Consider the following 26,314-nt stretch of genomic DNA (forward strand, 5'->3'; position numbering starts at 1 on the left):
CGGGACGGGCCGAACGGCGAGTGCAGGGCGAGCGCTGTCCTGGTCGAACGCGGCGGTCCCGGGGCATCCCGGGGGCAGCCGGTTCAGGACGGATCTCCGGCGTGATGCCGCGTCAGCCTGGCACGAGGAGCCACTTATCGTCAATGGGACGCTATGGATGCCGGGAAGTGGCCGGCGTGGTCCCGCAGATGTGGTGGTGGCGGGGTGGACTCCGATCTGACGGGCCATCAGGCAGGTCGGCCGAGCCGAACGGGAGCGGTGACCCTCGACCGTCGCTGGTCAGCGCGGTGTCCCGGGCCCGAAGCGTGGTCCGCTGCGGGGAGGGTCACGGAAGAGCGGTCCGGGCCGAGTTGGGGGCGGAGTCGGATCTTCCATAGGATCCGCCAATGATCACAAGCAAACGGCTGGCGGTGGGGCTGTGCGGCCTCGCGGCCACCCTCGCCACCGCGCTCTTCCCGGCCGCGGCGCCGGCCGCCGCGGACGACGGGCCGGAGACCGCGCACGAGGCCCCGAAGGTCGAGCTCGTGCTCGACGTCAGCGGCTCGATGCGGGCCAACGACATCGACGGCAGGTCCCGCATGTCGGCGGCCAAGCAGGCGTTCAACGAGGTCATCGACGCCGTACCGGACGAGGTCCGGCTCGGCATACGCACCCTCGGCGCCAACTACCCCGGCAAGGACAAGGTGGTCGGCTGCAAGGACACCGAGGCCCTCTACCCGGTCGGCAGCGTCGACCGTACCGAGGCCAAGACCGCGGTCGCCACCCTCGCCCCCACCGGTTGGACGCCGATCGGCCCCGCCCTGCAGGCCGCGGGCAAGGACCTCGCGGGCGGTGACGGCACCCGCCGGATCGTGCTCATCACCGACGGCGAGGACACCTGCCAGCCGCTCGACCCGTGCGAGGTCGCGCGTGAACTCGCCGCCGAGGGCACCCACCTGGTCGTCGACACCCTCGGCCTGGTGCCCAACACCAAGATCCGCGAGCAGCTGAGCTGCATCGCCGAGGCGACCGGCGGTACCTACACCGCCGTCGACCACGCCGACCAGCTCTCCGACCGCATCAAGCAACTCGTCGACCGCTCCGCCGACAACGTGGTCGTCACCCCCACCGTGACCCAGGGCGCCGACCGTTGCGCCGACGCCCCGCTGCTCGGGGCCGGTGTCTACAGCGACCGCGAGGCGTTCACCGAGCACCGCTGGTACCGAGTGAGCGTCACCGACGGCCAGGAACTGCGCGCTTCCGTCAGCGTCGGCGCCGACCGCGCCGTCAACCGCGACTACGGCGTCCTCGTACGGGCCGTCACCTCCGGCGGCCGGGAACTCGTCCGCGGCTCGGAAGCGGGCAGCGGACGCACCGACGTCATCTCCTCCGGTCTGCGCTACGCCTGGCCGGAGCGCGACGACGACGACGCCGCGGCCGCCCGCACGGTGTGCATCGAGGTCAGCAACTCCTTCTCCGCCCCGGACGCCGTGAAGCGCACCCCGGGCCTGCCGCTCGAACTCAGCGTCGACCTGGTCTCCTCGCCCGACGAGCCGTCCGACGTCGCCTCCTTCGGCCTGGGCCGCGGCTGGTGGCTGCTGGCCCTGCTGGTCGTGACCGGCCTCGTCGCCGGTGTGCTGTGGGGCTGGATCTCGCGCTGGCGCGTCGCCGTCTGGAGGACCAACTGATGCGTACCATCCGAACGGCGCGCCGGGCGGCCGCCGTACTGCTTGCGGGCGCGGCCCTGTTCGCCGCCGGAGCGGGCACCGCCGCCGCGGACGACGCCACGCCCAGCCCGGGCGTGCGCGGAACGGGGGCCACCGAGGAGACCGTCCAGCCCGGCACCGGTTTCCGGACCGCCGGGAACCTCCGGCCGGGGGTGCGGACCGTCCCGGCCGGCGCCTCCACCGGCGACTACCTGTACTGGGTGTTCCCGGCCGCGGTGGGCGAGGTGCCCACGGTCTCCGCGACGGTCAGCCTGCCGGAGTCCGCGAGCCGGCACGGCGACCAGACCTGGCAGCTCGACGTCTACGACGGCCTGCGCCGCCGTCAGGCGTGCACCGCGGGCAAGCCGGCCAGGACGGCGTCCGCGCAGGACACCCAGCTGGAGCTGAGCTGCCGGCTGCGCACCGTGCGTGCATGGTCCGAGGCATGGGCCGACGACCCGCTCCCGGGCGCGTACTACATCCGCCTGACCGTGCTGCGGCTCCCGGACGAGGACCTCGGCCTGCCGGTCCAGGCACAGGTCGGCACCACCTCGACGGACGCGGGCGGCTCCAAGGCCGTCGACGGCGAACTCGCCGCCCCGCTCACCCCGGTCGCCAAGGCCGGGGCCACCCTCGACCCCAACGCCGTGCCGTCCGCCTCCGCCACGGAGGAGTCCGACGAGGCGGCGGACGACGAGGCCGACCCGAGCGCCTCGCCGGTGCCGGCCGGGCTGGCCCAGCCCGAGGACGGCTGGGGCGGCGGCTGGTGGTCCGACCGCTGGATCTGGACCGCGGCAGGGGGCGTGCTGGGCGCGCTCGCGGGCATCGCCGGTTACAGCCTCACCCGTGGACGGGGACGCCCCCGCCCGGTCGCGTAACCAGGACGTCCGGCGGCGCGCCGGTACGGTCCCGCACCGCGGGACCGTACCGGCGCGCCGTGCCACCTGGCCGTCCTACCCGGCCGTGGGCGGACGGGAGTCCGCCGCGGCGCGCAGCAGCGCCGCCGTCTCCGGGTACGGGCCGCGCCCGGCCCATTCGAGCGGCGTGAGCCCCGTGCCGTGGTCCTCGCGCAGGCGGGGATCGGCACCCTGGGCGAGCAGCCGGCGCACCGTCCCGGTGTGTCCCCAGCACGCGGCCCCGCACAGGGGTGTGCCCTCGTCCCCGTGGCCGCTCTCGGTGTCGGGCAGGGCCCCCGCGGTGAGCAGCAGCCCCACCACGTCCGCCGCGCCGTGGACCGACGCCGCGTACAGCGGTGTCGTCCCGTCAGCGTCCGGGAGTTCGGGGGAGGCGCCGCGCCGCAGGAGCCGGCGCACGGTCCCGGTCTCACCGCTCCTCGCGGCCCGCACGAGGGCTCGGCTCAGCTTCTTGCGGCGTCTGCGGTTCACGAACGCAGACTACGAGCCAGCGGCCCCGCCGCCGAAGTTGATCCCCAGGCGTGCGACGCGGCCCTGCTCACCCGCGGCCCAGCAGCCCAGGTCCGGGGGGCAGTCGACGGTGTCGTACGACCCGGAGTCGAAGGTCCGCCAGGTCCGGCCGCCGTCCAGGCTCAGGTCGCTGCCGGACGGTCCGACCGCGATCGCCGCGCGCGAGGAGTACGGCAGCCAGGTCACTCCCGAACGGTAGGCGGCCGGGGGTCGTGCGGAGCCGGTCCAGGTGGCGCCGCCGTCGCGGGACACCGCGGCGGCGTCGGGGGAGGCCTGGTCGGGGCGGTAGTCCCCGCCCACGGCGATCCCTTGCCGCGCGTCGTGGAACGCCAGCGCGAACACGCCCTTCGCGGGGTCGCCCGCGGGCAGGGTGGACGCCGCCACGGTCCAGGTCAGCCCCCGGTCGCGGGAGTGCAGGACGCGGGCCTGCGACGCCCCGCCGGTCGCCAGCCACACGTCGCGCGGGCCACGGCTCACCAGGCACTGACCGCTCGCCGCGAACGAGGCCTCGCCCGCGAGCGCGGGGGGCATGCCGGCGGAGGGCAGCACCCGCCAACTGCGGCCGCCGTCACCGGTGGACAGCATCCGGTACCTGCCGTCGACCGGGTCGCTGACGGCGAGGCCGTGCCGGTCGTCGAAGAAGGTGACGCAGTCGTAGAAGGCGCGGGGGTCGGCGTTGCGGAAGGTCTCCGTCCAGGTCGCGCCGCCGTCCTGGGTGCGCAGCACACGGGACGCCTCGCCCTCGCCGATCGCCAGCACCACCGCGCGCCGCGCGTCGAACGCCTCGACGTCGCGGAACTGCAGTTCGGCGGCACCCGGTGGCGACACGTCCGCCCAGTGGCGTCCGCCGTCCACCGTGCGCAGCACCTTGCCCTCGGAACCGGCCACCCAGGCGGTGTTCCTGCTGACCGCCGCCAGCCCGCGGAAGCGCGCGGTGCTGCCGGTGTCCTTCAGCTCCCAGCGCGGACCGGGCCGTTCACCCGCCGCGTGGGCCGGGGCCGCGGTCAGCGCGGCGAGCGCCGCCCCGCACAGCACGGCCGTCCACACCCGTCTCATCGTCCCCATCGGCGTCATGCCGCGGCAACGTAGCCCACCGCGCGGCACCGCACCAGACCGCCTCCGGCGCACCGCGCCGCACCGCTTCTGGTGCACGACCGGCGCCTGGGACGTCCGGACCGGTGGCGCGATGCGCCGCGCGGCCCGGGACCTGCGGTCACGACGTCGACTGCGGCCGCGCCGCGGCGTGCCCGCCGGCAGGCGGTCCGGTCACCGGCGGCGGGAGCGACCGTTGTGCCGGGCGGTCCGGCGTGGCCGGGGCCGTAGTGTGCGAACTCCCCGCGCCGGGCGGGTCTTCCGGGGCCGTGGACCACTGCCCCTCAGGGCGCCTGGGACGTCCGGACCGGTGGCGCGATGCGCCGCGCGGTCCTCGGACGGACCCCGACTGCGGCTGTCGGGCTCCCGGTTCGGGTGGTCGCCGGGGCGGGCCCGCCGGACCGCGGTGCCGGTCCGGCGGGGCCGGGTCGTCAACGGGCCTGGGACAGCGTCGTCCTGGCCTGTTCGACGGCGATGGCCACCCGGGGCGACCCGCACCCCCGGGCGAGGTCCACGGCGTCCTCGGTGAGGGCTCGGGCGGTGTCGAGGTCGCCGGTCCGCGCCCGGGCGAGGGCGGCGCGCGCGGTGTAGAGGGTGCGGTCGCGCCGGTAGAGGGGGTCCTGGATCGCCAGTGCCTTCTCCAGCAGCGGGGCCGCTTCCTGCGCACGGCCGAGGTCCAGCAGCGCGATCCCGCTCTGCGCGCACAGCTCCGCCTCGTCGAACCAGTAGATCCACGACGGGTCGTCGTCGCCGGGCGCGGTGTCCAGCAGCCGTCCCGCCTCCTCCAGCGACCGGCGGCACGCCGCGTCCTCGCCGAGCCCGGCGTGGGCCCGGGCCCGGCGGGTGGCGAGCATCGCGCGGGTGCGCGAGGTCGCCCCGGCCGCGGCGGACTCCGCGGCACGGGCCGCCGCCAGGGCGTCGTCGTGACGGCCCGCGAACACCGCCTGAAGGCTCAGTCCCGCCCACAGGTTGGCGGCTTGCGGGCGGTCCTGCGCGCCGTGCGCGAGGCGCAGCCCGGTGAGGTGGTGCCGCTGGGCCGCCCCGTGCCGTCCGCAGTCCGTCGCCGCCCAGCCGCCCAACTGGGCCAGTCCGGCGGCGACGCGCAGCAGACGGGCGTCGAGCCCGCCCCGGTACGGTCCCCGGCGCAGCAGGTCCAGGGCGATCCGCAGATCGGCCTCGACCCGGTGCCGTACGGCCGCGCCGCCGAGCCGGTCGTCCAGGCGGCGCAGGCCGAGCACGCCGCGCTCCAGCCAGTCCACGGTCTCCTCGTCGGCCGCAGCCCCTTCCCGGCCGGCGACGGCGTCGTCCCGCGGCGGCTCGTCCCTTCCGCCGTCCCTTCCGTGGTCCCTCCCGCCGTCGGTCGCGGCCGCCCAGTCGGCGACGGCGTCGCCGAACTCCGCTCCCTCCAGCACGGGGTGGCCCCGCGGGTCGCGTCCGCCGCCGTCGAGCAGGGCGTCCAGCGCGTCGAGACCGCCCGCCCGGGTCCACGGCAGCCCGTCGGGGATGCCGTCGAAGGACGGTAACCAGCCGGGCCACGGGCGGGTGTCCACCTCCCGCAGCGGTACGCCAAGGGCCCGGGCCAGGGCCCGCTGGCTGTCCCTCTCCGGCACCACGCCCCAGTGCTCCCAGCGCCACACCTTCTCCCGACGGGCCGCCATGGGCACGCCGAGGGCACGGGCGTTGTCGGCGACGACCCGGGCGAGGTCCTGGTAGCTCCAGCCGTGGCTGCGCCGGACGGACGCCAGGGGATGGGACGGTGCCGGCGCGGTGTCGTCCGCCACGGCGTTGCTCCTTCGTCTCATATTCGTACGTTCGAATATCAGGCGCGGGCGTTGCGGCGCAGGCGATCGCCGCGATCCGTCCCGATCCGTGTCCCGCGGCGTCCGGCGGCGCCCGCCGCCGTTCGGACGCGTGTGCGGGACTACATCGAGACAACAGGCCCGGACTTGAAGTGGACCTGCTCATACCGGTTGGCTTTGTGTGATCAAGCGATCACCGGACGCCGAACGGGATGCCCCGCCCCGGGCCGGACATCACGTGCGCGCCGTGGAGGCACCCCGAGGATGACTCCTCCTCCACCCCCGTTCGGTTTCTCCCGCTCCCGGGACGACCTGCGGTTCGACCCTGCCCTGGACGACGAGCCACTGGCCGACGCCCGCGCTGCGCTCGCCCAGGGCCGCTGGACCACCGCCCGCAGCCTGCTCGCCGAGACCGGCGACGACTGGGACCGGCGCGGCCACCGCCTGGTCGTCCTCGGCGAGGGCGGCGCCAGTGCCACCTGGGCGCGCGAGTGGCAGCTCGCCGAACCCGGCAGCACCGACGCGGCCGCGCTGCTGGCCTGCGCCACGGTGTTCCGTGCCGTCGCCGGCAAGGAGAAGCCCGAACGGGCCCGCGAGACCTGCCTCGCCGCCGCCGCGCTCACCCCGGCCGACCCCACGCCGTGGCTCTGCCTGCTGATCCTGGCCCGCCACACCGGCACCGACGACGAGCAGATGCGCGCCTTCGACCAGGTCCGCGGCCGCCACCGCGGTCATCACCACGGACACCACCTGATGGCCGCCTGCCTCGCCGAACGCCCCCAGGCCGCCTCCGAGGGCGGGCCATTCCACGAGGTGTACGAATTCGCCGACTGGGCCGCGGGCGAGGCGCCCGCCGGCTCACCGCTCGCCGTCCTCCCGGTCGTCGCCCACGCCGAGCTGTACCGGGTCCTCGCCACCGCCGGGACCCTGCCCGCCGATCCCGCGGCCTCCGGGCACTGGGACGGATGGCGGGCCCGGCAGGCCCTCAAGCGGGGCTTCGACTGGTGGCTGGAGTGGGACGGTGCCGGGCACGACCACCCGCGCCTCCACCTCGACCTCAACTTCCTCGTCCACGCGCAGTTCCTGCAGGGCCGCAACGCCGAGGCGGCGGCCCTGTTCAACCGGATCGGCGCGCACGCCACCCGCACCCCGTGGGCCTACCCGGACCGCGACCCCAAGAAGGCCTTCCGCGCCGCGCGGGAGGCCGTGCTCGGCCCCGGCTCCCCGTAGGGCCCGCACCGCATGACGCACCAGCACCACCCCAACCCCTCCCAGGAAGGAACCGCCATGCTGACGGGCAACAGCGGGATCAGCACGTTCAAAGGCGAGGAGAGAGCCCTGCGGGCCGACCGCCTCGGCATGTCCGGCCTGCTCCTCTCCGTGGTCGCCGCCAGTGCGCCGCTGATGGTGGTCGCCGGCGTCATGCCCACCACGTACGGCGTCATGGGCATCGTCGGACAGCCGCTGCTGTTCGTGATCCTCGGCGTGGTACTCCTCCTCTTCAGCGTCGGCTACGCCGAGATGAGCCGCCACGTCCACAACGCGGGCGCCTTCTACGCCTACATCGCCCGCGGGCTCGGCGGCACCGCGGGCGCCGCCGCGTCGCTCGTCGCCCTGGTGTCGTACAGCGCGATGCAGTTCGCGGTCTTCGGCCTCTTCGGCTTCGAGATCTCCGGGCTCTTCCAGACCTACCTCGACACCACGATCGCCTGGTGGATCCCGGCGGTACTCGGCGTCCTCGCGGTCGGCGCGCTCGGCTGGCTCAAGATCGACGTCAACGCCAAGGTCCTCGGCGTCCTGCTGCTGATCGAGATCGCCCTCGTCGTCATCTTCGACGTCGCCGCCATCGGCAGTCCCGCCAAGGAGGGCCTGTCGCTGCACGCCTTCGACCCGAGCACGCTCAGCGGCGCGGGCCTGGGCACCGCCCTGTGCTTCTGCATCGCCAGCTTCGTCGGCTTCGAGCAGTCCCCCGTCTACGCCGAGGAGACCAGCCGCCCGCAGGTCGTGGTCGCCCGGGTGACCTTCCTCGCCGTCACCTTCGTCGCGGTCTTCTTCGCCATCAGCTCCTGGGCGCTGAGCATCGCGGCCGGTCCGTCGCAGATCGTGGAGGTGTCGCAGAAGCAGGGACCGGGACTGCTCTTCGGCCTCAGCGAGTCGATCATCGGGGCCGCCTTCACCGACGTCCTGCACGTGCTGTATGTGACCGGCATGTTCGCCTGCCTGCTCAGCTTCCACAACGTCGTCGCCCGCTACGCCTTCGCCATGGGCCGCGAGGGCCTGCTGCCCCAGGCCTTCGGCCGTACCAACCCCAACAGCGGCGCCCCCGCCTTCGGCTCGCTGCTGCAGACCCTGGTGTCCCTCGGCTTCGTGGTCGCCTTCGCCGTCACCGACGGCAGCGCGGCGGCGGACCACGACCCCACCGCGCCGGTGCTGAAGCTCTTCACCTGGTTCGGCAACGTCGGTGCCCTGGGCGTGATCGTGCTGCTGGCGACCGCGTCCTTCGCCGTCATCGGCTACTTCGTCCGGCGCGGCGCGCTGCGCACCCAGGCACCGCGGATCGTCGCCTCCGCCCTCGCGGGCATCGCGCTGGTCGTGATCGCCGTCTACGCCGTCAAGGACTTCGACGTCCTGGTCGCCGGCGACGGCTCCGCCGTCTCCTGGATCCTGCCCGCCATCATCGGTGTCACCGTCGTCGGCGGCCTGGTGTACGGCGCGGTCCTGCGGGCCACCCGTCCCGAGGTGCACGCCCGCATCGGCCTCGGCAACGAGGCGTTCCGGATCGAGCAGGCGCGCGAGGCCGTGCCCGCCACCGACGCGGAGACCAGCGCCTCCTGACCCCGTCCGGCCCGTCGCACCCCTGGCCGGGGGAGCGGCGGGCCGGTTCCATGTCCGTAGCGCCCGACAGCGCAACGACCAACGTCGACAAGAGGGTTGCCCCGATGTCCTCCTGCTGCCACACCGACGCCGACGCCGTGCCCGCCGCGCCCCACCCCCTCGACCCGCTGACCGCCGACGAGATTTCCGCCGCCCGCCGCATTCTCGCGGAGGACGGCAGGGTCACCGACACGACCCGCTTCCCCCTCGTCCTGCTCGACGAGCCCGACCGGCACACCGCCGACGCCCATCGCGACGGCGACCCCGTGGTGCGCCGGCTGCGCGTGACCCTGCTGGACTCGGCCACCGGCGCCGCCGCCGAGGCACTGGTCGACGTCACGGCGGGCGTCGTCGTCGCCCACCGCGCGCTCGACACCGCGGAGGAGGGCCAGCCCCCGGTCACCTTCGAGGAGTACGAGATCGTCGAGCAGGTCGTCAAGGCCGACCCGGGCTGGCGCAAGGCCATGGCCGAACGCGGCGTCACCGATCTCGACCTCGCCGTAGCCGCCCCCCTCGGAGCGGGACCGCTGCGCTTCGAGGACCGGCCCGGCGCCCGCCTCATGCGCTCCCTGACCTGGCTGCGCTGCAACGCCTCCGACAGCCCGTGGGCGCACCCGGTGGCCGGGCTCGTCGCCGACGTCGACGTCATCGAGCGGAAGGTCGTCCGCCTGATCGACACCGGCGCCGTGCCGATCCCGTCCGAATGCGGCCGCTACGAGGCCGAGTTCAACGGCCCGGCCCGCACCGACCTGCGCCCGCTGGAGATCACCCAGCCGGAAGGGCCGTCCTTCGCCCTCAGCGGTCGGCTGATGACCTGGCAGAAGTGGCGCTTCCGCATCGACTTCAACGGCCGCGAGGGCCTGGTCCTGCACCAGATCGGCTACGAGGACGGCGACCGCGTCCGCTCCGTCCTGCACCGCGCCTCGCTCGCCGAGATGGCCGTCGCCTACGCCGAGCCCGGCGACGACCGCAACTGGGTCGCCTTCCTCGACGCGGGCGAGTACTCGCTCGGCCGCAACGCCAACGCCCTGAAGCTCGGCTGCGACTGCCTCGGCGAGATCACCTACCTCGACGCCGTCCTCTCCGACGACCTCGGCAACCCCGAGACGCTGCCCAACGCCATCTGCATCCACGAGGAGGACTACGGCCTCCTGTGGAAGCACACCGACATCTTCAACGACATGGCCGCCGACAGCCGTCGCGCCCGCCGCCTCGTCGTCTCCTACATCGCCACCGTCGGCAACTACGACTACGGCTTCTACTGGTACTTCCACCAGGACGGCACGATCGGCTTCGAGGCCAAGTCCACCGGCATCGTGCAGACCTCCGCCGTGGAGCCCGGCACCGCCGACGCGGTCGGCACGGAGGTCGCGCCCGGCCTGCTCGCCCCGTTCCACCAGCACCTGTTCTGCGTACGGCTGGACGCCGCCGTCGACGGCCACGCCAACACCGTGGAGGAGGTGGACGTCGTCCCCGTCCCGAGCGGGCCGGACAACCCCAACGGCAACGTCTTCACCACCCGGGTGACCACCGTCGCCGACAGCGCCGAGGGCGGCCGCCTCGCCGACCCGCTGGCGGGCCGCCGCTGGCGGATCAGCAACCCCGGCTCCCTCAACCGCATGGGCAAGCCCGTGGCGTACACGCTCGTGCCGCAGCCCGGCCCGGTCGTCCTCGCGCAGCCCGACTCGGCGGTCGCCCGGCGCATGGCCTACGGCACCAAGCACGTGTGGGTCACCCGCCACCGTCCCGAGCGGCGCTTCCCCGCGGGGGACTACCCCAACCAGAACGCGGGCGGCGCCGGGCTGCCCCGCTGGACCGCGGCGGGCGAGTCGCTGGAGGACACCGAGCTGACCGTCTGGCACACCTTCGGGCCCACCCACCTGCCGCGGCTGGAGGAGTGGCCGGTCATGCCCGTCGACCACAGCGGGTTCACCCTCAAGCCCACCGGCTTCTTCGACCGCAACCCCGCGCTCGACCTCCCCAAGGAGACCCCGCGCGGCGAGGGCCACTGCCACACCGCCTAGCGCGGCGCGGCTCCCGAGGAGTGCCCCGGCCCCGCTGTCCGCACGGACCGCGGGGCCGGGGCATGCCGGCTCAGGGGCGGCGCGCAGGGACGTTGTCGTGGACCCGCTTGGGGTCGGTGACCGCGACCGGCTCCAGGATCTCCTCGATCCGCGCCATCAGGTCCTTCTCCAGGACGACGCCCGCCGCCTTGGCGTTCTCCGCGACCTGCTCGGGACGGGACGCGCCGACGATGGCCGCCGAGACGTTGGAGTTCTGCAGCACCCACGCCACCGCGAGCTGGGCCAGCGACAGGCCGGCCTCGGCGGCGAGCGGCTGGAGCCGCTGGACGGCGTCGAGCACCTCGTCGCTCATCCACCGCGAGATCATGCCGGCGCCGCCCTTGTCGTCGGTGGCCCGCGAGCCCGCCGGGGGCTCCTGCCCCCGCCGGTACTTGCCGGTCAGCACACCCTGCGCGATCGGCGAGAAGACCACCTGGCCCATGCCCAGTTCCTCGCAGGTCGGGACGACCTCACCCTCGATGACCCGCCACAGGGCGTTGTACTGCGGCTGGTTCGACACCAGCGGGACGTGCAGTTCCCGCGCCATCGCGTGGGCGCGACGGATCTGCTCCGCCGGCCACTCCGAGACGCCGATGTACAGGGCCTTGCCCGAGTGCACGACGTCGGCGAACGCCTCCATCGTCTCCTCGAGCGGGGTGTCCACGTCGTAGCGGTGCGCCTGGTAGAGGTCCACGTAGTCGGTCTGCAGGCGGCGCAGCGAGCCGGCGATCGACTCCATGATGTGCTTGCGCGACAGCCCGCGGTCGTTGCGGCCCGGCCCGGTCGGCCAGTACACCTTGGTGAAGATCTCGATGCCCTCGCGGCGCTCGCCCTTCAGCGCCTCGCCGAGGACGGACTCGGCGCGCGTCCCCGCGTAGACGTCGGCGGTGTCGAAGCTGGTGATGCCGACCTCCAGCGCCGCGCGCACGCACGCCGTGGCGGCGTCCGCCTCCACCTGCGAGCCGTGGGTGAGCCAGTTGCCGTACGCGATCTCGCTGATGACCAGGCCGCTACGGCCGAGATGGCGGTATTCCATGGGAGCGAAGCCTCCGTTGGCGTGTCCGTGGGTGCCGGCCGGCCGGGTGCTGGCGCACCGGGGTCCGCCGGGGGCGCGGCGCCCGGTCGGGCGTCGGCCGCAGAAAAGATGGCAGGGGCAAATACATCTGATCATTACATGCCGCCGTACCGGCGCGGGGGCCGGTCCCCCGGTCGCCCGCGCCGGCCGGATCCCGGTCGCCGGCCGCCCCGGCCGCGACCGGCCTCAGCGGAAGTCCGGGGTCCACAGGCGCACCGTGGCGAAGGCGGCGCCGGGGCGGGTCCGTGCGTACGCGGGGGTCCCGTCGGCGTCGAGGAACTCGACCGTCGGCCCGCCCCGGCCCCGGGGCCCGGTCGCCTGCGACCTGGCCCGGATGCGCGTCCCCGTCGGCTGGTTGGTGTAGGCGCTCACCCCGCTCGCCCCGTCCACCTGCCGGTACCTGAGGGACGCGACGTCCAGCCGGTACACCCCGTAGCTGTCGGTGAACCACAGCGACCCCGGGTCGCCGTACACCGGCTGCAGATCACGGCCCTCGCCCTCGAAGCCCACGGCGCTGTGCTCCGTCAGCGTCGTCGCCGCGCCCCGGCCCGACACCGCGTAGCGCACCAGCCGCTCGGCGCCGATCGCCCACAGCGCCCCGTGCTCCGGGTCGTACAGCACACCGCGCGCCCTCGGCAGCGGCACGGTGCGGAACGGCGCGGTCTGCTCGGTGTCCGCGTACAGCCGCAGCCGGCCGGGCGCCACGGAGGCCACCACGATCACCCCGCCCGGGATGCGCTCGATGGCGTGCGGGCTGTCGGCCGGGGTCACCGTCTGCCACACGATGGCCCCGGTGTCCTCGCGCACCATCGCCGCCCGGCCGCCGGACGCGGCCACGAGCACGACCCGCCCGTACGCCTGCGTCCTGCGCAGCCGCACGTCCGACAGGTGCTGCCAGCTCGTGCCGGCCCCGCCCGGCGCGCTCCAGTGCCAGGTCACGGCCCCGGGCCGCGACCAGTCCAGGGCGTCGGGGTCGAAGACCAGGACGCCGTTGCAGGACTGGTCGGCGGTGGCGATGGGATGGCTCTTCCGCGCGGCGTGCCGCGTCATGTCGTGCCCCCGTATGTCGTTGACGTGCCAACGAATATTCGGAGGATAGCGACGCAGGGTGCTGCCACGATGGGCCGCGTGACCGTACCGCGACCGAACGTCCACGCTTCGCCCGTATGGGAGATCGCCCCGCTCCCCGTTGACGACCCCGTGTCGAGGGACCTGCTGTGGCGGTACTACGACGACATCGTCAGCCGCTACTACGGCAGGCCGATGACCCCGCGGGAGATAGACGACCTGCTCACCGAGCACACCAGTGACGACCTCGCCGGTCCCCACGGGCACTTCCTCGTCGGCCGCCGCGACGGCGAGCCGGCCGGCTGCGCGGGCGTCCGCCTCCTGGCCCCCGGCGTCGCCGAGCTGCGCCGCGTGTGGGTCGTCCCCGGCGCCCGCCGCACCGGCGGCGCCGCACTGCTGGTCACCGCCGCCGAACGCGCGGCCCGCGAACGACTGGGCGCCGCCGTGATCCGCCTCGACACCCGGGCCGACCTGGTCGAGGCACGGGCCCTGTACGCGAAACTGGGCTACCACGAGGTCCCCGACTACAACGGCGAACGCTACGCCGACCACTGGTTCGAGAAGCGTCTGGGCCCGGACTCCGGCGCGGCATAGGCCCAGGCTCGTGGCCGGGCGGCCGGGCTCCGCAATAATGCAGCGGTAGTCCAGCCAGAAAGCAGGTCGCACATCGTGACGACAACGGTCTCGGTCGAGCGCAGGATCGCCGAGGAACTCGGCGTACGGGAAGGTCAGGTCAGATCGGCGGTCGAGCTGCTCGACGGCGGCGCGACCGTGCCGTTCGTGGCCCGGTACCGCAAGGAGGCGACGGACGGCCTCGACGACGCCCAGCTGCGGACGCTGGAGGAGCGCCTGCGCTACCTGCGCGAAATGGACGAGCGGCGGGCCGCCATCCTGGAGTCCATCGAGTCCCAGGGCAAGCTCGACGACGCCCTGAAGGCGCAGATCCTCGCCGCGGACTCCAAGGCGCGCCTCGAGGACATCTACCTGCCCTACAAGCCCAAGCGGCGCACCAAGGCGCAGATCGCCCGCGAGGCCGGCCTGGAGCCGCTCGCCGACCGCCTCCTCGGCGACCCGTCCCTGGAACCGCAGGCCGAGGCCGCCGGGTTCGTCGACGCGGACAAGGGCGTCGCCGACGCCGCGGCGGCGCTGGAGGGCGCCCGCGCGATCCTCACCGAGCGGTGGTCCGAGGACGCCGACCTCGTCGGGGGACTGCGCACCCGGATGTGGGAGCGGGGCCGGCTCGTCGCCAAGGTGCGCGAGGGCAAGGAGGAGGCGGGCGCGAAGTTCGCGGACTACTTCGACTTCGCCGAGCCGTTCACCAAGCTCCCCTCGCACCGTGTGCTCGCCATGCTGCGCGGCGAGAAGGAGGAGGTCCTCGACCTCACCATGGAGCCCGAGGAGCCGGTCGCGGAGGGCCCCTCCAGCTTCGAGCGCACGATCGCCCACCACTTCGGCGTCGCCGACCGCGGCCGCCCCGCCGACAAGTGGCTCGCCGACAGCGTTCGCTGGGCCTGGCGCACCCGCTTCCTGGTCCGGCTCGGCCTCGACCTGCGCGTCCAGCTGCGCCAGGACGCCGAGGACGAGGCGGTCCGGGTCTTCGCCGCCAACCTGCGCGACCTGCTGCTCGCCGCCCCCGCCGGCACGCGCGCCACCATGGGCCTGGACCCGGGCTTCCGCACCGGCGTCAAGGTGGCCGTGGTCGACGCGACGGGCAAGGTCGTCGCCACCGACACGATCTACCCGCACGTGCCGCGCAACCAGTGGGACGCCTCCATCGCGACGCTCGCCCGGCTCGCCGCCGCCCACGAGGTCGACCTGGTCGCCATCGGCAACGGAACCGCCTCCCGCGAGACCGACAAGCTCGCCGCGGACCTCATCAAGCGGCACCCGGAACTGAAGCTGACCAAGGCCGTGGTGTCCGAGGCGGGCGCCTCGGTCTACTCCGCCTCCGCCTACGCCTCCGCCGAGCTCCCCGAGCTCGACGTGTCGCTGCGCGGCGCCGTCTCCATCGCCCGCCGCCTCCAGGACCCGCTCGCCGAACTCGTCAAGATCGACCCCAAGTCGATCGGCGTCGGCCAGTACCAGCACGACCTGTCCGAGGTGAAGCTCTCGCGCTCCCTCGACGCGGTCGTCGAGGACTGCGTGAACGGCGTCGGCGTCGACGTCAACACCGCCTCCGTGCCGCTGTTGCGCCGCGTCTCCGGCATCACCGAGGGCCTGGCCGCCAACATCGTCGCCCACCGCGACGCCAACGGCCCGTTCCGCCGGCGCACCGCCCTGAAGGACGTGGCCCGGCTCGGCCCCAAGGCGTACGAGCAGTGCGCCGGGTTCCTGCGGATCCCCGACGGCGACGACCCCCTGGACGCCTCCAGCGTGCACCCCGAGTCCTACCCCGTCGTACGGCGCATGAGCACTGCGGCGGGCACCGACATCAGGGCGCTCATCGGCAACACCACGGTGCTGCGCGGGCTGGCGCCGCGGGAGTTCGTCGACGACACCTTCGGTCTGCCGACGGTCACCGACATCCTCTCCGAACTGGAGAAGCCCGGACGTGACCCGCGGCCCGCCTTCAAGACCGCCGCCTTCAAGGAGGGCGTCGAGGAGCTCAAGGACCTCAGGCCCGGCATGCTCCTGGAGGGCGTCGTCACCAATGTCGCGGCCTTCGGCGCCTTCGTGGACGTCGGCGTCCACCAGGACGGGCTCGTGCACGTCTCGGCGATGTCCAGGAACTTCGTCAGCGACCCGCGCGAGGTGGTCAAGCCCGGCGACATCGTCCGCGTCAAGGTGCTCGACGTCGACATCCCGCGCAAGCGCATCTCCCTCACCCTCCGTCTGGAGGACGAGGCGAGCGCGCCCAAGGGCAACGCCGGCGGTGGACGTCCCGAGCGCGGCGGCCGCCCCGACCGGCCCGACCGCCGCGGCGGCAACCCGCCCCGCCAGTCCCGCGGCGGCGACCGCGACCGGGACCGCCCGGCCCCCGGCGGCGCGATGGCCGACGCCCTGCGCCGCGCCGGGCTCGACAAGGGTCTCGGCGGGGGCAACAACGGCCGCCGCGGCTGATCCCACCGTGAGGCACTGAGGCCCTGAGGCGCGCTCCCCGGAGGACCGGGGGAGCGCGCCTCGGCGTGTTCTCAGCGGCAGACCGTCCCCGCCGGCGGGAGCACGCCGCTCAGCAGGTAGCGGTCGACCGCGGCGTCGACGCACGCGCTTCCGGGCTGCAGGTAGGCGGTGTGCCCGTCGCCGTCCCAGGTCAGCAGCCGGGCCGAAGGGAGCTGCCGGGTGAGTGCCCGCGCCCAGGCGTACGGGGTGGCCGGGTCGCGCAGGGTGCCGACGACCAGGATCGGCGCCGTGGGAGGGACCGTGACGGCCTGCGCGGGCCGGTCCGGGCCGACGGGCCAGTGGGCGCAGGTGCTGAGCAGCCCGGTGTAGTACGCCCCGAACTGGGGCGAGGCACGGAGGAAGGCGGGGAGCAGCGCCTCGGCCTGCGCGGGGGTGAACACGGGCCCGAGCGCTGCGCTCAGACAGCTGACGGCCGTGAACCCCACGTCGGCGACGGCCTCCTCCTCCGGGGCGGAGAGCCTTTGGAGCGCGGCGGTGCCACCGGAGGCGGACACCACCTCGCCCAGGGCCAGGCGCAGTTCCTCCCACGCGGGCTGCTTGAGCCCCGACACGACGGTGACGAGCAGGTCGTCCCCCGTGACGGTGACGTCCTTGCCCTCCTGGCGCGGGCTCCGGTCGAGGCGGGCGACCAGGGCGTCCAGGACGCGGCCCGCCTCCTCGACGGAGTGGCCGACCGGGCAGTCGGGGCGGCGCGCGCAGTCGGCGGCGAAGGCCTCCCAGGCCACCTGGTAGCCGTGTGCCGGATCCAGGAAGCGGTGGTAGCCGTCGACCGTGGGGTCCACGGCGCCGTCGAGGACCATGCGGCCGACCCGGGAGGGGAAGAGCTCGGCGTAGACGGTGCCCAGGTAGGTGCCGTAGGAGAAGCCGAAGAAGTGCAGGCGGTCGTCCCCGACGAGGGCGCGCACCAGGTCCATGTCGCGGGCCACGTCCGGGGTGCCGATGTGCGGCAGCAGCCACCCGGCGTGCCGCCGGCACGCGTCGGCGGTCTTCTCACGGGCCTCGTCCAGGGCCTCGAAGTCCGGCTTCCCGGCGGTGAGCGGGCGGGCTTCGGCGAGGTTCGCCGCAACCTCGGTGCCGCAGTCCACCGGGGTGCTGGCGCCGACGCCACGCGGGTCGACGGCGACCAGGTCGTAGGCGGCGCGTACCGAGGGCGGGAACTCTTCGGCGAGATCCTGCAGGCCGCCGATGGCGGAGTCACCGGGCCCGCCGGGGTTGTACAGCAGCGAGCCGATGCGGTGCGCCCCGCTCCCCGTGGACGTCAGGCGGGTGGCGGCCAGGGTGATGTCGCCCGCTTCGGGGTGTGCGTAGTCCAGCGGCGCATTGAGAGTCGTGCACTGGAAGGACGGCTTGTCCTCGCACGGTCTCCAGGCGAGCCGCTGCGCGTAGTAGCGGGTCAGCCGCGGCGTCACGGCCTCGGTGTGCACGGAGCCGGCCGGCGCCAGGCGGGTCACGGGTGACGCCCCGCCGCGGAGGGAGGAACACGCGGTCGCGAGGAGGGCGCACGCGCCCAGCACCGCGACCGCGCGGCGTCGTCCCCTCCTGCGTACGTGGCCGGTGTGCCGGACAGCGTCCATCGCTCAGCCTTTCTGGTGCCCTGGTGGTGTGGCGTCCTGCTGCCCGTCAGCCGCACACGGTGCCGTCGGGTGGGAGCCGGCCGTGCAGGAAGTAGCCGTCGACGGCCGTGTCGACGCAGGCGCTGCCCTGCTGGTAGGCGGTGTGCCCGTCGCCGTCCCAGGTGAGCAGCCGCCCGGAGGAGAGCTGGGCGGCCAGTGCCCGGGCCTGCTCGTAGGGGGTGGCGGGGTCGCGGGTGGTGCCGACGACGAGGATCGGCGGGGCGCCGCGGGCGCTGATCCGGTGCGGGACCTGCGTGGGCCGCGTCGGCCAGTCGGCGCACATGGGGAGGAACCCGGCGTAGTACGCGCCGAACTGGGGGGCCGCGCGGCGGAACTCGGGCACGGCCGCGAGCGTCTGCGCCGCGGTCGACCGCGGTCCCAGCGCGGAGCTCAGGCAGTTGATCGCGGCGAGGGACTGCTCACCCGGCCCGCCGTCGTCCTCCGTGCCGGGCAGCGGTCGCCAGGCGGCGGCGTCGCCCGCCGCCACCTCGCGGAGCAGGTTGCGCAGTGCGCCCCAGGCCGGAGCCGCGAGTGCCGAGGTGACCGCGGTGAGCAGATCGTCGCCGGTGGGGGAGACGCCGTGGCCGCCCGCACTTCCGGAGGCCTTGTCGAGTCCCGCGACCAGGCCGTCAAGGATGCGGCCCGCGTCCTTGACCGAGTGGCCGACCGGGCAGCCGGGGCGGGTGACGCAGTCGGCGGCGAAGGCCTCCCAGGCCACCTGGTAACCGCGTGCCATGCCGAGCGTGGCGCGGTAGGCGCCCATGTCCGGGTCGATGGCGCCGTCGAGGACCATGCGGCCGACGCGGGAGGGGAAGAGCTCCGCATAGGTGGCCCCCAGGTAACTGCCGTAGGAGTAGCCGAGGAAGCCCAGCCGGTCGTCGCCGAGCAGGGCCCGTACGACGTCCATGTCCCGTGCGGCGTCGGGGGTGCCGACGTGGGGCAGGAGCCGGCCCGCGCGACGTGCGCACGCGTCGGCGACCAGGGCGAGGCCCGGCTCGGGGTCCCCGGCGGCGGCCCCGGGGACCGATGGGCCCGTCCCGCAGTCGACCGGGGCGCTGCGGCCCACGCCCCGGGGGTCGACGCCGACCAGGTCGTACGCGGCGCGCATCGCGGGGGAGAAGCCGTCGGCGAAGGACAGCACATCGTCGACCGCCGACACGCCGGGCCCGCCGGGGTTGAGCAGCAGCGAGCCGATGCGGGCCGCGCGCGGGCCGGTGGCCCTGTGGCGGACGACCGCCAGCCGGATGTCGCCCGCCTGCGGGTGGGCGTAGTCCAGGGGCACCGTCACCGTGGTGCACTGGAACGACGCCCCTTCCCGGCAGGGCTGCCAGTCGAGCCTCTGCCGGTAGTAGCGCGACACGTCCGGCGGCGCGGACGAGGCCGCCGACGAGGCTGCCGACGCCGCCGCCGAGGCTGCCGAGGCGACCGGAGTGGCCGGGGCGGCCGCGGACGCGGCCGCGGACCGCTTCGCGCCCGCCGTCCGGTGCGCGCGCTGGGGCGAACAGGCGGCCAGCACCAGGCAGGCGCTCAGCAGCCCGCCCGCGATGCGCCTGCCCCGGCCGGACAGGGGACGTGCGGCCTGCACGGCGGCCACCGCCCGTCAGACGCAGACCGTGCCGGTGGCCGGGAGCTGACCTTTCGTCAGGTAGCTGTCGACGGCGCTCTCGGCGCAGGTGCTGCCCTGGTGGTAGGCGGTGTGCCCGTCGCCGTCCCAGGTCAGGAGCCGTCCGGAGGAGAGCTCCCGGGCGAGCGCCTGTGCCCACGGGTACGGGGTGGCCGGGTCGCGGAGGGTGCCCACGACCAGGATCGGTGCGGCGCCGGCCGCGGTGATCCGGTGCGCCGGCTGGTCAGGGCGGACGGGCCAATGGGTGCACATCGGCAGGGTCCCGGCGTAGTACTCGGCGAACTGCGGTGCTTCGCGGCGGAATTCGGGCAGCGCCGCCTGCGCCTGCGCGACGGTCGACCACGTGCCCAGGGTGGAGCTCAGGCACGACACCGCGTAGTACGACTGGTCGCCCGGATCGGTTTCCTCGTCCACGCCGAGGAGCGCCTGTACGGCCGTGGTGTCGCCGGCCCGCACCCCCTCCAGCGCGGCGCGCAGCGCCTCCCAGGCCGGGGCCCGCAGCCCGAGGACGACCGCGCTGAGGAGGGAGTCCCCCGTGACGGTGATGTCCTTGCCCTGCCGGAGGGGGGTGCGGTTCAGCGTGGCCACCAGGGTGTCGAGGATGCGGCCGGCCTCCTGGACCGAGCGGCCCACGGGACAGTCGGGCCGGGTGGCGCACTCCGCGGCGAAGGACTTCCAGGCGACCTCGTACCCCCGGGCCTGGCCGATGGTGAAGTCGTACCCGTCGAGGGCGGGGTCGACGGCGCCGTCGAGGACCATGCGGCCGACGCGGGAGGGGAAGAGCCCGGCGTAGGTGGCGCCCAGGTAGGTGCCGTACGAGAAGCCCAGGTAATGGAGCTGCCGGTCGCCCAGCACGGCGCGTACGACGTCCATGTCTCGGGCGGCGTCCTCGGTGCCCACGTGCGGCAGCAACCGCCCCGCGTGCCGGCCGCATTCGGCCGCGACCTGCGCGTAGCCCGCGGCCGAGGCGTCGATGTCCGCCCTGCGCGCGCCGGGGTCCGGGGCGGCCGCGGGGGTGTCCTTGGCGCAGTCCACCAGGGTGCTGGCGCCGACACCGCGCGGGTCGACCGCCACCAGGTCGTACGCTGCGCGCACCGCGGGGGAGAAGGAGTCCACGTTGCCGAGCAGGTAGGCGATCGCGGACGAGCCCGGTCCGCCGGGGTTCATCTGCAGCGAGCCGACGCGTGCGGCGCCGTTCCCGGTGGCCCTCTGGCGTATCGCGGCCAGGGTGATGTCGCCTCCCTCGGGGTGGTCGTAGTCCAGCGGCACCGTGATGGTGGCGCACTGGAACGACGGCACCGCGGCGCAGGCCTTCCAGCCCGGTTTCTGCCCGTAGTAGCGGGCCAGGTCCGCCGGTGCGGCGGTGGCGGCGCCCCCGGCGGGTGCCCAGGCCGGCGTCTGCCGGAGGTCGCCCGCCGCGCACGCGGTGAGCAGCAGCCCGCAGCTGCCGAGCACGGCGATGAAGCCGTGGAGCCTGCGTCGGGGTGCGTTCATGGCCACGCCTTTCTGTGCGCCGCGCGGAGCGCGGGGCGGGTGGTCGCGTCAGCGGCAGATCGCGCCGGTGGGCGGGAGCAGACCGCGCAACAGGTAGTCGTCGACGGCCGTGTCGACGCAGCGGCTGCCGCGCTGGTAGGCGGTGTGCCCGTCGCCGTCCCAGGTCAGGAGACGCCCGGAGGAGAGCTGGGCGGCCAGTGCCCGGGCCTGGTCGTAGGGGGTGGCGGGGTCGCGGGTGGTGCCGATCACGAGGATCGGCCCGGCGCCCCGGGCGCTGACGCGCCGCGGGAGCTGCGTGGGCCGCGTCGGCCAGTGGGCGCACGTCGACAGGTCCTCGTTGTAGAACGCCCCGAACTGGGGCGAAGCCCGCAGGAATTCGGGCAGCGCCGCGAGCGTCTGGGCGGGGGTCGACCGCGATTCGAGCGCGGAGCTCAGGCAGTTGACCGCCGTCATGGACTCGTCACCGGACGCGGTGTCGTCCTCGGAGCCCACGAGCTCCCGCAGCACGGTGGTGTCACCCGAGGTCACCCCGTCCAGCACCGCGCGCAGCGTCTCCCAGTCGGGCGCGCGCAATGCGGTGACGACCGTGCCGAGCAGGGTCTCGCCGTCGAGGTGGCCCTCCTTGCCCTGCCGCACCGGGGCGCGGTCGAGGGCGGCCACGAGGGAGTCCAGCGTGCGGCCCGCCTCCTTGACGGAGTGGCCGACCGGGCAGTGCCTGCGGCGGGCGCAGTCGGCGGCGAAGGACTCCCAGGCGATCTGGTACCCGCGGGCCTGGTTGAGGTAGGCGTGGTAGCCGTCCATGGCCGGGTCGACCGCGCCGTCCAGGACGACCCGGCCGACGCGGGAGGGGAAGAGCTCGGCGTAGGTGGCGCCCAGGTAGGTGCCGTACGAGAAGCCGAGGAAGTGCAGGCGGTCCTCGCCCAGCGCGGCGCGTACGACGTCCATGTCCCGGGCCGCGTCGAGGGTGCCGACGTGCGGCAGCAGCTGCCCGGCGTGCCGCGCGCAGTCCGCGGCGACCTTGGCGTGGTAGGCGGCCCACGTGTTGATGACCGTGGCCTCGTCCGAAGGGAGCGCCCCCCGCGTCCCGGCACCCGGGGGAGCGGCGGAGCCGCAGTCCACCGGCGAGCTGTGGCCGACGCCGCGCGGGTCGACCGCGACCAGGTCGTACGAGGCGCGCAGGGCGGGGGAGTACCTGTCGGCGTAGGCCCGCAGATCGTCGATGGCGGACAGACCGGGGCCGCCGGGGTTGATCTGGAGTGCGCCGACGCGGGCGGCGCCGTGGCCGCGGGCCTGCCTGCGGATCGCGGCCAGGGAGAGGTCACCCGCTCCCGGGTGCGCGTAGTCCCGCGGCACCTTGAGCCTCGTGCACTGGAACGACCGGTCCCGGCAGGGCAACCAGCGCAGCTCCTGCGTGTAGTAGCGCCGCAGGTCCACGCGGATCGCGTCGGCCGCCGCGCTCGCGGAGGCCCCGGCGGGAGTGGGTGCGGCGGTCCTGTGCGTGTGCGTCGCGGCGGTGCAGGTGGCGAGCAGCAGCCCGAAGGCGACCAGTACGGCGAGTGCGCAGAGCAGTCCGCGCCCGGGTATTCGGCCGGTGGCCGGGACAGCTTTCATCGCCACGCCTTCGTTTCCGCCCGTTGCGAGACGCGGGGCTGGTCGGCATCGGTGAGCGGCCGCGGGGGCGGGCCCGGCGCCGCGTCCCGGCAGGGAGCGGCCACGCCGTCCCCCCACCCTTCGCTGCGTAACCAGGTCATCACAGATCGTGCACGGGGGATCGCCGGGCTGGGCCGAACGCGTGAACCCGCCGTGCCACCCCCGTGCCGGCGCGCGCCACAAGTACCCGTACAGCCCCCACAAGTTGACCGGTATCGCTCTGGCCCCCCGGACCGGGCCGCGGCTAGCGTCCGCGGGTGCCCTCACCCATGCGCACCACCCGCCCCCGTACCGACCGCATCCGCATACGGACGACCTCCCTGGTGGCGACCGTGATCGCCGCCCTCGCCGCCGTCCTCCTCCCCGTGACCACCGTGCAGGCCGCCTCCCCCGGCGGGACCGTCCGGCACGGACTGAGCCGGCCGGACTACTCGTACGCCGACGCGATCCGCGAGGCGGTCTGGGTCGAGACGGGCCGCGACGACGACGGCGACGGCCGCGCCGACCGGGTCGCCGCCGACATCGTGCGGCCCCGCGAGCCCGCGGCCGCCGGCCGCAAGGTGCCGGTGATCATGGACGCGAGTCCCTACTACTCGTGCTGCGGACGCGGCAACGAGAGCCAGTTGAAGACCTACGACGACCAGGGCCGCATGGTCCAGGCCCCGTTGTACTACGACAACTACTTCGTCCCCCGCGGCTACGCCGTCGTCCTGGTCGACCTGGCCGGCACCAACCGCTCCGACGGCTGCGTGGACGTCGGCGGCCCCTCCGACATCGGCTCGGCCAAGGCGGTGATCGACTGGCTGAACGGCCGGGCCGAGGGCTACACCTCCCGTACCGGCTCCCGGCCCGCGAGCGCCCGCTGGTCCACCGGCGACGTCGGCATGATCGGCAAGAGCTGGGACGGGACGATCGCCAACGGCGTCGCCGCGACCGGGGTGCGCGGCCTGCGCACGATCGTGCCGATCAGCGCCATCAGCTCCTGGTACGACTACTACTTCCAGCAGGGCGCCGCCCTCTACGACTCCGGCCCCGACTGGCTGTCGGACTACGTCGAGAGCCCGGCCGCCCGCGCCCGCTGCGCCGCGGTGCAGCAGCGCATCGTGGACGGAGCCCCGCGCAGCGGCGACTGGACCGGGTTCTGGAATGAACGCGACTACACCAAGGACGCCGGCAAGGTCCGCGCCAGCGTCTTCGCCGTCCACGGCATGCAGGACCTCAACGTCCGCACCAAGCACTTCGGCCAGTGGTGGAGCGCGCTCGCCGCGCACGGCGTGGAGCGCAAGGTGTGGCTGTCGCAGACCGGCCACGTCGACCCCTTCGACTTCCGGCGCGAGGCATGGGTGTCCACCCTGCACCGCTGGTTCGACCACTATCTGCTGGGCGTCCGCAACGGCGTGGAGCGCGAGCCCGGCGCCGACGTCGAACGCTCCCCCGACCACTGGACGACCGACCGCTCCTGGCCCCCCGCCGGCACCGGACCCGCCCGGCTGAGCCTGCGGCCCGGCACCACCCCGGGCCTGGGCACCCTCGGGCTCGGCCCGGCCGCGCCCGGCAGTACGGCGGCCTTCACCGACGCGCCCCAGGAGTGGGAGGAGGACTGGGCCGCCGGCGCGGACACCCCGAGCGCCTCCAGGGCCGTCTTCACCACCGGCACCCTCGCCCGCGACCTGCGGCTGTCCGGCAGCGGCACGGTCACCCTCACCGCGTCCTCCTCGACCACCAGCGCCCACCTGTCCGCGGTCCTGGTCGACCTCGGGCCGGACACCGTCCGGGACTTCCTGGGCGCCAAGGAGGGCATCGCCGACCTGGCCACGCGCTCGTGCTGGGGTGAGAGCACGGCGGGCGACAGCGCCTGCTTCCGCGACACCGCGGCCGACACCGCCGACGTCGCCCACACCGTGGTGAGCCGCGGCTGGGCCGATCTCGGGCACACCGCGTCCGCATGGCACGGGCGTCCGCTCGTCCCGGGCCGCGCCTACACGGCCACCGTCACCCTGGGCGCCACCGACCACGTCGTGCCCGCCGGGCACCGGCTCGCGCTGATCGTCGCGGGCACCGACGCGGGACTGGTCGAGCCCCCCGACACCACCCCCACCGTCACACTCGACCTGGCCCGCTCGCATGCCCTGCTGCCGCTCGTCGGCGGAGCGCGCGGCCTCGCCCCCACGACCCCGCACCCCTCCGTCGCGCAGCGCGCCGCGGACGTCCCGGCCGCCCCGCCCCGCACCGCCCGCACGGTCCCCGCGGGCCGCTGACCCCGGGCCCTGCCCGTCCGCCCTCACGCATGACGAGGGCGGGCGGGTAGTGTCAGCGGGTCAGCGATAGTTGTACAAGGAAGCAACAGCACCCGTGGACAGCACCAAGAAGACCGCCGACGACGCCCCGGCGGACGATCCCACCGCGGACCGCGGCGCGGAGCCCGGCATACCCGGCAGCCGCACCCGCTGGCGTCGCTGGCTCATGGACACCCGCCCCCTGCGCCACCCCGCCTACCGCCGCCTGTGGAGCTCCACCACCGTGACCGCCGTGGGCAGCCAACTCACCGCGGTCGCCGTGCCCAAGCAGATCTACGACATCACCGGCTCGTCCGCGTGGGTCGGCTACGCGAGCATCGCCGGGCTGGTCCCGCTGGTGGTCTTCGCCCTGTGGGGCGGGGCCGTCGCCGACAGCGTGGACCGCCGCAAGCTGATGCTGTACACCAACATCGGCATCGCCGTCACCTCCCTGCTGTTCTGGGTGCAGGCCTTCGCGGGCGCCCACTCCGTCTGGCTGCTCATGGTGCTGCTCGCCGCGCAGCAGGCGGCGGCCGGCATGAACGCCCCCGCCCGCAGCGCCGCCATCGCCCGCCTGGTCCCGCCGGCGGAACTGCCCGCGGCCATGGCGCTCGGCTCCACGGTCATGCAGACCGGGCTGGTCGTCGGCCCGCTGCTCGCGGGTGTGCTCATCCCCGTCATCGGCCTGCCCGACCTCTACCTGATCGACGCGATCGCCCTCACCGCGACCGTGTGGGCGGTGTGGCGGCTGCCCGCGCTCCCGCCGCTGGAGGCCAACGGCGCCCCCGTCGCCCGGCGCGGCGGCTGGCGCGAGGTCGGCGCCGGCTTCCGCTACATCACGGCCCAGCGCATCCTGCTGATGTCCTTCCTCGCCGACATCGTCGCCATGGTCTTCGGCATGCCGCGCGCCCTGTTCCCCCAGCTCGCCGACACCACCTACGCCCCCTGGGGCGAGGGCTTCGCGCTCGGCCTGCTGTTCGCCGCCATCCCCATCGGCGCGGTCGCCGGCGGGTTGTTCTCGGGCACCTTCTCCCGTTCCAAGCGGCACGGTCTGATGGTCGTGATCGCCGTCTGCGGCTGGGGCGCCGCGATCGCGGGACTCGGACTGAGCAGCAGCCTGTGGTGGGCGGCGGCCTTCCTGGCGCTGGCCGGATTCGCCGACATGGTCTCGATGGTGTTCCGCAGCGCGATCCTGCAGTCGGTCGCGACGGACGACATGCGCGGCCGCATGCAAGGCGTGTTCACGGTCGTCGTCGCGGGCGGTCCCCGGGTGGCCGACCTCCTGCACGGCACGGGCGGCTCCGCGTTCGGGACGCGTACCGCGGTCACCGCGGGCGGTGTGCTCGTCGTGGTCGTCATGCTCGGCCTGGCGGCGGCGTTCCCCGCCTTCACCCGCTACCGGGGTGCCTGAGCCGTTGGGGTGCCGAGCGCCCCGGGGCCCGCTGTGGCGGATTCCG

Annotated in this window: 18 protein-coding genes; 9 read left to right on the forward strand and 9 right to left on the reverse strand. The window is 74.6% G+C overall.

Annotated features, from left to right (window positions below; translation table 11 throughout):
- Positions 1-386 precede the first annotated feature (386 nt).
- Both PV410_RS07850 and PV410_RS07855 read left to right on the forward strand, forming a co-directional pair.
- Positions 387-1,667: a VWA domain-containing protein gene (locus PV410_RS07850; protein WP_500323196.1), complete on the forward strand. Its 1,281-nt coding sequence runs from the start codon at positions 387-389 to the stop codon at positions 1,665-1,667.
- Positions 1,667-2,563: a hypothetical protein gene (locus tag PV410_RS07855; protein WP_500323197.1), complete on the forward strand. Its 897-nt coding sequence runs from the start codon at positions 1,667-1,669 to the stop codon at positions 2,561-2,563. Before PV410_RS07850 ends, PV410_RS07855 begins: the two co-directional genes overlap by 1 nt.
- 75 nt (positions 2,564-2,638) lie before the next feature.
- Here the strand turns inward: PV410_RS07855 and PV410_RS07860 are convergent, their stop codons facing one another.
- From PV410_RS07860 to PV410_RS07870, 3 genes are all read right to left on the reverse strand, one after another.
- Positions 2,639-3,070 (reverse strand): ankyrin repeat domain-containing protein, encoded by a 432-nt coding sequence (locus PV410_RS07860; protein ID WP_500323198.1) that lies wholly within the window; start codon positions 3,068-3,070, stop codon positions 2,639-2,641.
- Between the two features lie 9 nt (positions 3,071-3,079).
- A complete protein-coding gene (locus tag PV410_RS07865; protein ID WP_500323199.1) occupies positions 3,080-4,174 on the reverse strand; it encodes a WD40/YVTN/BNR-like repeat-containing protein in 1,095 nt (364 codons plus the stop codon).
- A 458-nt stretch (positions 4,175-4,632) separates the two neighbouring features.
- Positions 4,633-5,982 carry an NsdA family TPR-like regulatory protein gene (locus PV410_RS07870; RefSeq protein ID WP_500323200.1) on the reverse strand — a complete coding sequence of 450 codons (1,350 nt, stop codon included), beginning with the start codon at positions 5,980-5,982 and terminating at the stop codon, positions 4,633-4,635.
- A 282-nt stretch (positions 5,983-6,264) separates the two neighbouring features.
- Here PV410_RS07870 and PV410_RS07875 point away from each other — a divergent pair, with 282 nt between their 5' ends.
- The 3 genes from PV410_RS07875 to PV410_RS07885 all read left to right on the forward strand — a co-directional run bounded on the left by PV410_RS07875 (position 6,265) and on the right by PV410_RS07885 (position 10,898).
- Complete coding sequence (locus PV410_RS07875) at positions 6,265-7,230, forward strand: hypothetical protein (RefSeq protein WP_500323202.1); 966 nt, start codon at positions 6,265-6,267, stop codon at positions 7,228-7,230.
- 57 nt (positions 7,231-7,287) lie between these two features.
- Complete coding sequence (locus PV410_RS07880; protein ID WP_500323404.1) at positions 7,288-8,835, forward strand: APC family permease; 1,548 nt, start codon at positions 7,288-7,290, stop codon at positions 8,833-8,835.
- 104 nt (positions 8,836-8,939) lie between these two features.
- Entirely contained in the window at positions 8,940-10,898 is a 1,959-nt protein-coding gene (locus tag PV410_RS07885) for a primary-amine oxidase (RefSeq protein ID WP_500323406.1), read from the forward strand.
- 70 nt (positions 10,899-10,968) lie between these two features.
- Here PV410_RS07885 and PV410_RS07890 read toward each other — a convergent pair whose 3' ends face one another.
- Both PV410_RS07890 and PV410_RS07895 read right to left on the reverse strand, forming a co-directional pair.
- A complete protein-coding gene (locus tag PV410_RS07890) occupies positions 10,969-11,973 on the reverse strand; it encodes an aldo/keto reductase family protein (protein ID WP_500323204.1) in 1,005 nt (334 codons plus the stop codon).
- A gap of 225 nt (positions 11,974-12,198) precedes the next feature.
- Positions 12,199-13,062 (reverse strand): DUF6528 family protein, encoded by an 864-nt coding sequence (locus PV410_RS07895; RefSeq protein WP_500323205.1) that lies wholly within the window; start codon positions 13,060-13,062, stop codon positions 12,199-12,201.
- 69 nt (positions 13,063-13,131) lie between these two features.
- Here PV410_RS07895 and PV410_RS07900 point away from each other — a divergent pair, with 69 nt between their 5' ends.
- Positions 13,132-13,674: a GNAT family N-acetyltransferase gene (locus PV410_RS07900; protein ID WP_500323206.1), complete on the forward strand. Its 543-nt coding sequence runs from the start codon at positions 13,132-13,134 to the stop codon at positions 13,672-13,674.
- Positions 13,675-13,749: 75 nt separating this feature from the next.
- Positions 13,750-16,140 carry a Tex family protein gene (locus PV410_RS07905; RefSeq protein ID WP_500323207.1) on the forward strand — a complete coding sequence of 797 codons (2,391 nt, stop codon included), beginning with the start codon at positions 13,750-13,752 and terminating at the stop codon, positions 16,138-16,140.
- Between the two features lie 71 nt (positions 16,141-16,211).
- Here the strand turns inward: PV410_RS07905 and PV410_RS07910 are convergent, their stop codons facing one another.
- From PV410_RS07910 to PV410_RS07925, 4 genes are all read right to left on the reverse strand, one after another.
- Entirely contained in the window at positions 16,212-17,651 is a 1,440-nt protein-coding gene (locus PV410_RS07910) for an alpha/beta hydrolase (RefSeq protein WP_500323208.1), read from the reverse strand.
- A 169-nt stretch (positions 17,652-17,820) separates the two neighbouring features.
- A complete protein-coding gene (locus tag PV410_RS07915) occupies positions 17,821-19,398 on the reverse strand; it encodes an alpha/beta hydrolase (RefSeq protein WP_500323209.1) in 1,578 nt (525 codons plus the stop codon).
- 15 nt (positions 19,399-19,413) lie between these two features.
- A complete protein-coding gene (locus PV410_RS07920) occupies positions 19,414-20,931 on the reverse strand; it encodes an alpha/beta hydrolase (RefSeq protein ID WP_500323210.1) in 1,518 nt (505 codons plus the stop codon).
- Between the two features lie 48 nt (positions 20,932-20,979).
- Positions 20,980-22,542 carry an alpha/beta hydrolase gene (locus PV410_RS07925; RefSeq protein ID WP_500323212.1) on the reverse strand — a complete coding sequence of 521 codons (1,563 nt, stop codon included), beginning with the start codon at positions 22,540-22,542 and terminating at the stop codon, positions 20,980-20,982.
- Positions 22,543-22,850: 308 nt separating this feature from the next.
- Here PV410_RS07925 and PV410_RS07930 point away from each other — a divergent pair, with 308 nt between their 5' ends.
- Both PV410_RS07930 and PV410_RS07935 read left to right on the forward strand, forming a co-directional pair.
- Complete coding sequence (locus PV410_RS07930) at positions 22,851-24,839, forward strand: Xaa-Pro dipeptidyl-peptidase (RefSeq protein ID WP_500323214.1); 1,989 nt, start codon at positions 22,851-22,853, stop codon at positions 24,837-24,839.
- A gap of 94 nt (positions 24,840-24,933) precedes the next feature.
- Positions 24,934-26,268 (forward strand): MFS transporter, encoded by a 1,335-nt coding sequence (locus tag PV410_RS07935; RefSeq protein ID WP_500323216.1) that lies wholly within the window; start codon positions 24,934-24,936, stop codon positions 26,266-26,268.
- Positions 26,269-26,314: the final 46 nt, after the last annotated feature.

Source organism: Streptomyces sp. PA03-5A, from assembly GCF_033792725.1.
Lineage (GTDB): Bacteria > Actinomycetota > Actinomycetes > Streptomycetales > Streptomycetaceae > Actinacidiphila.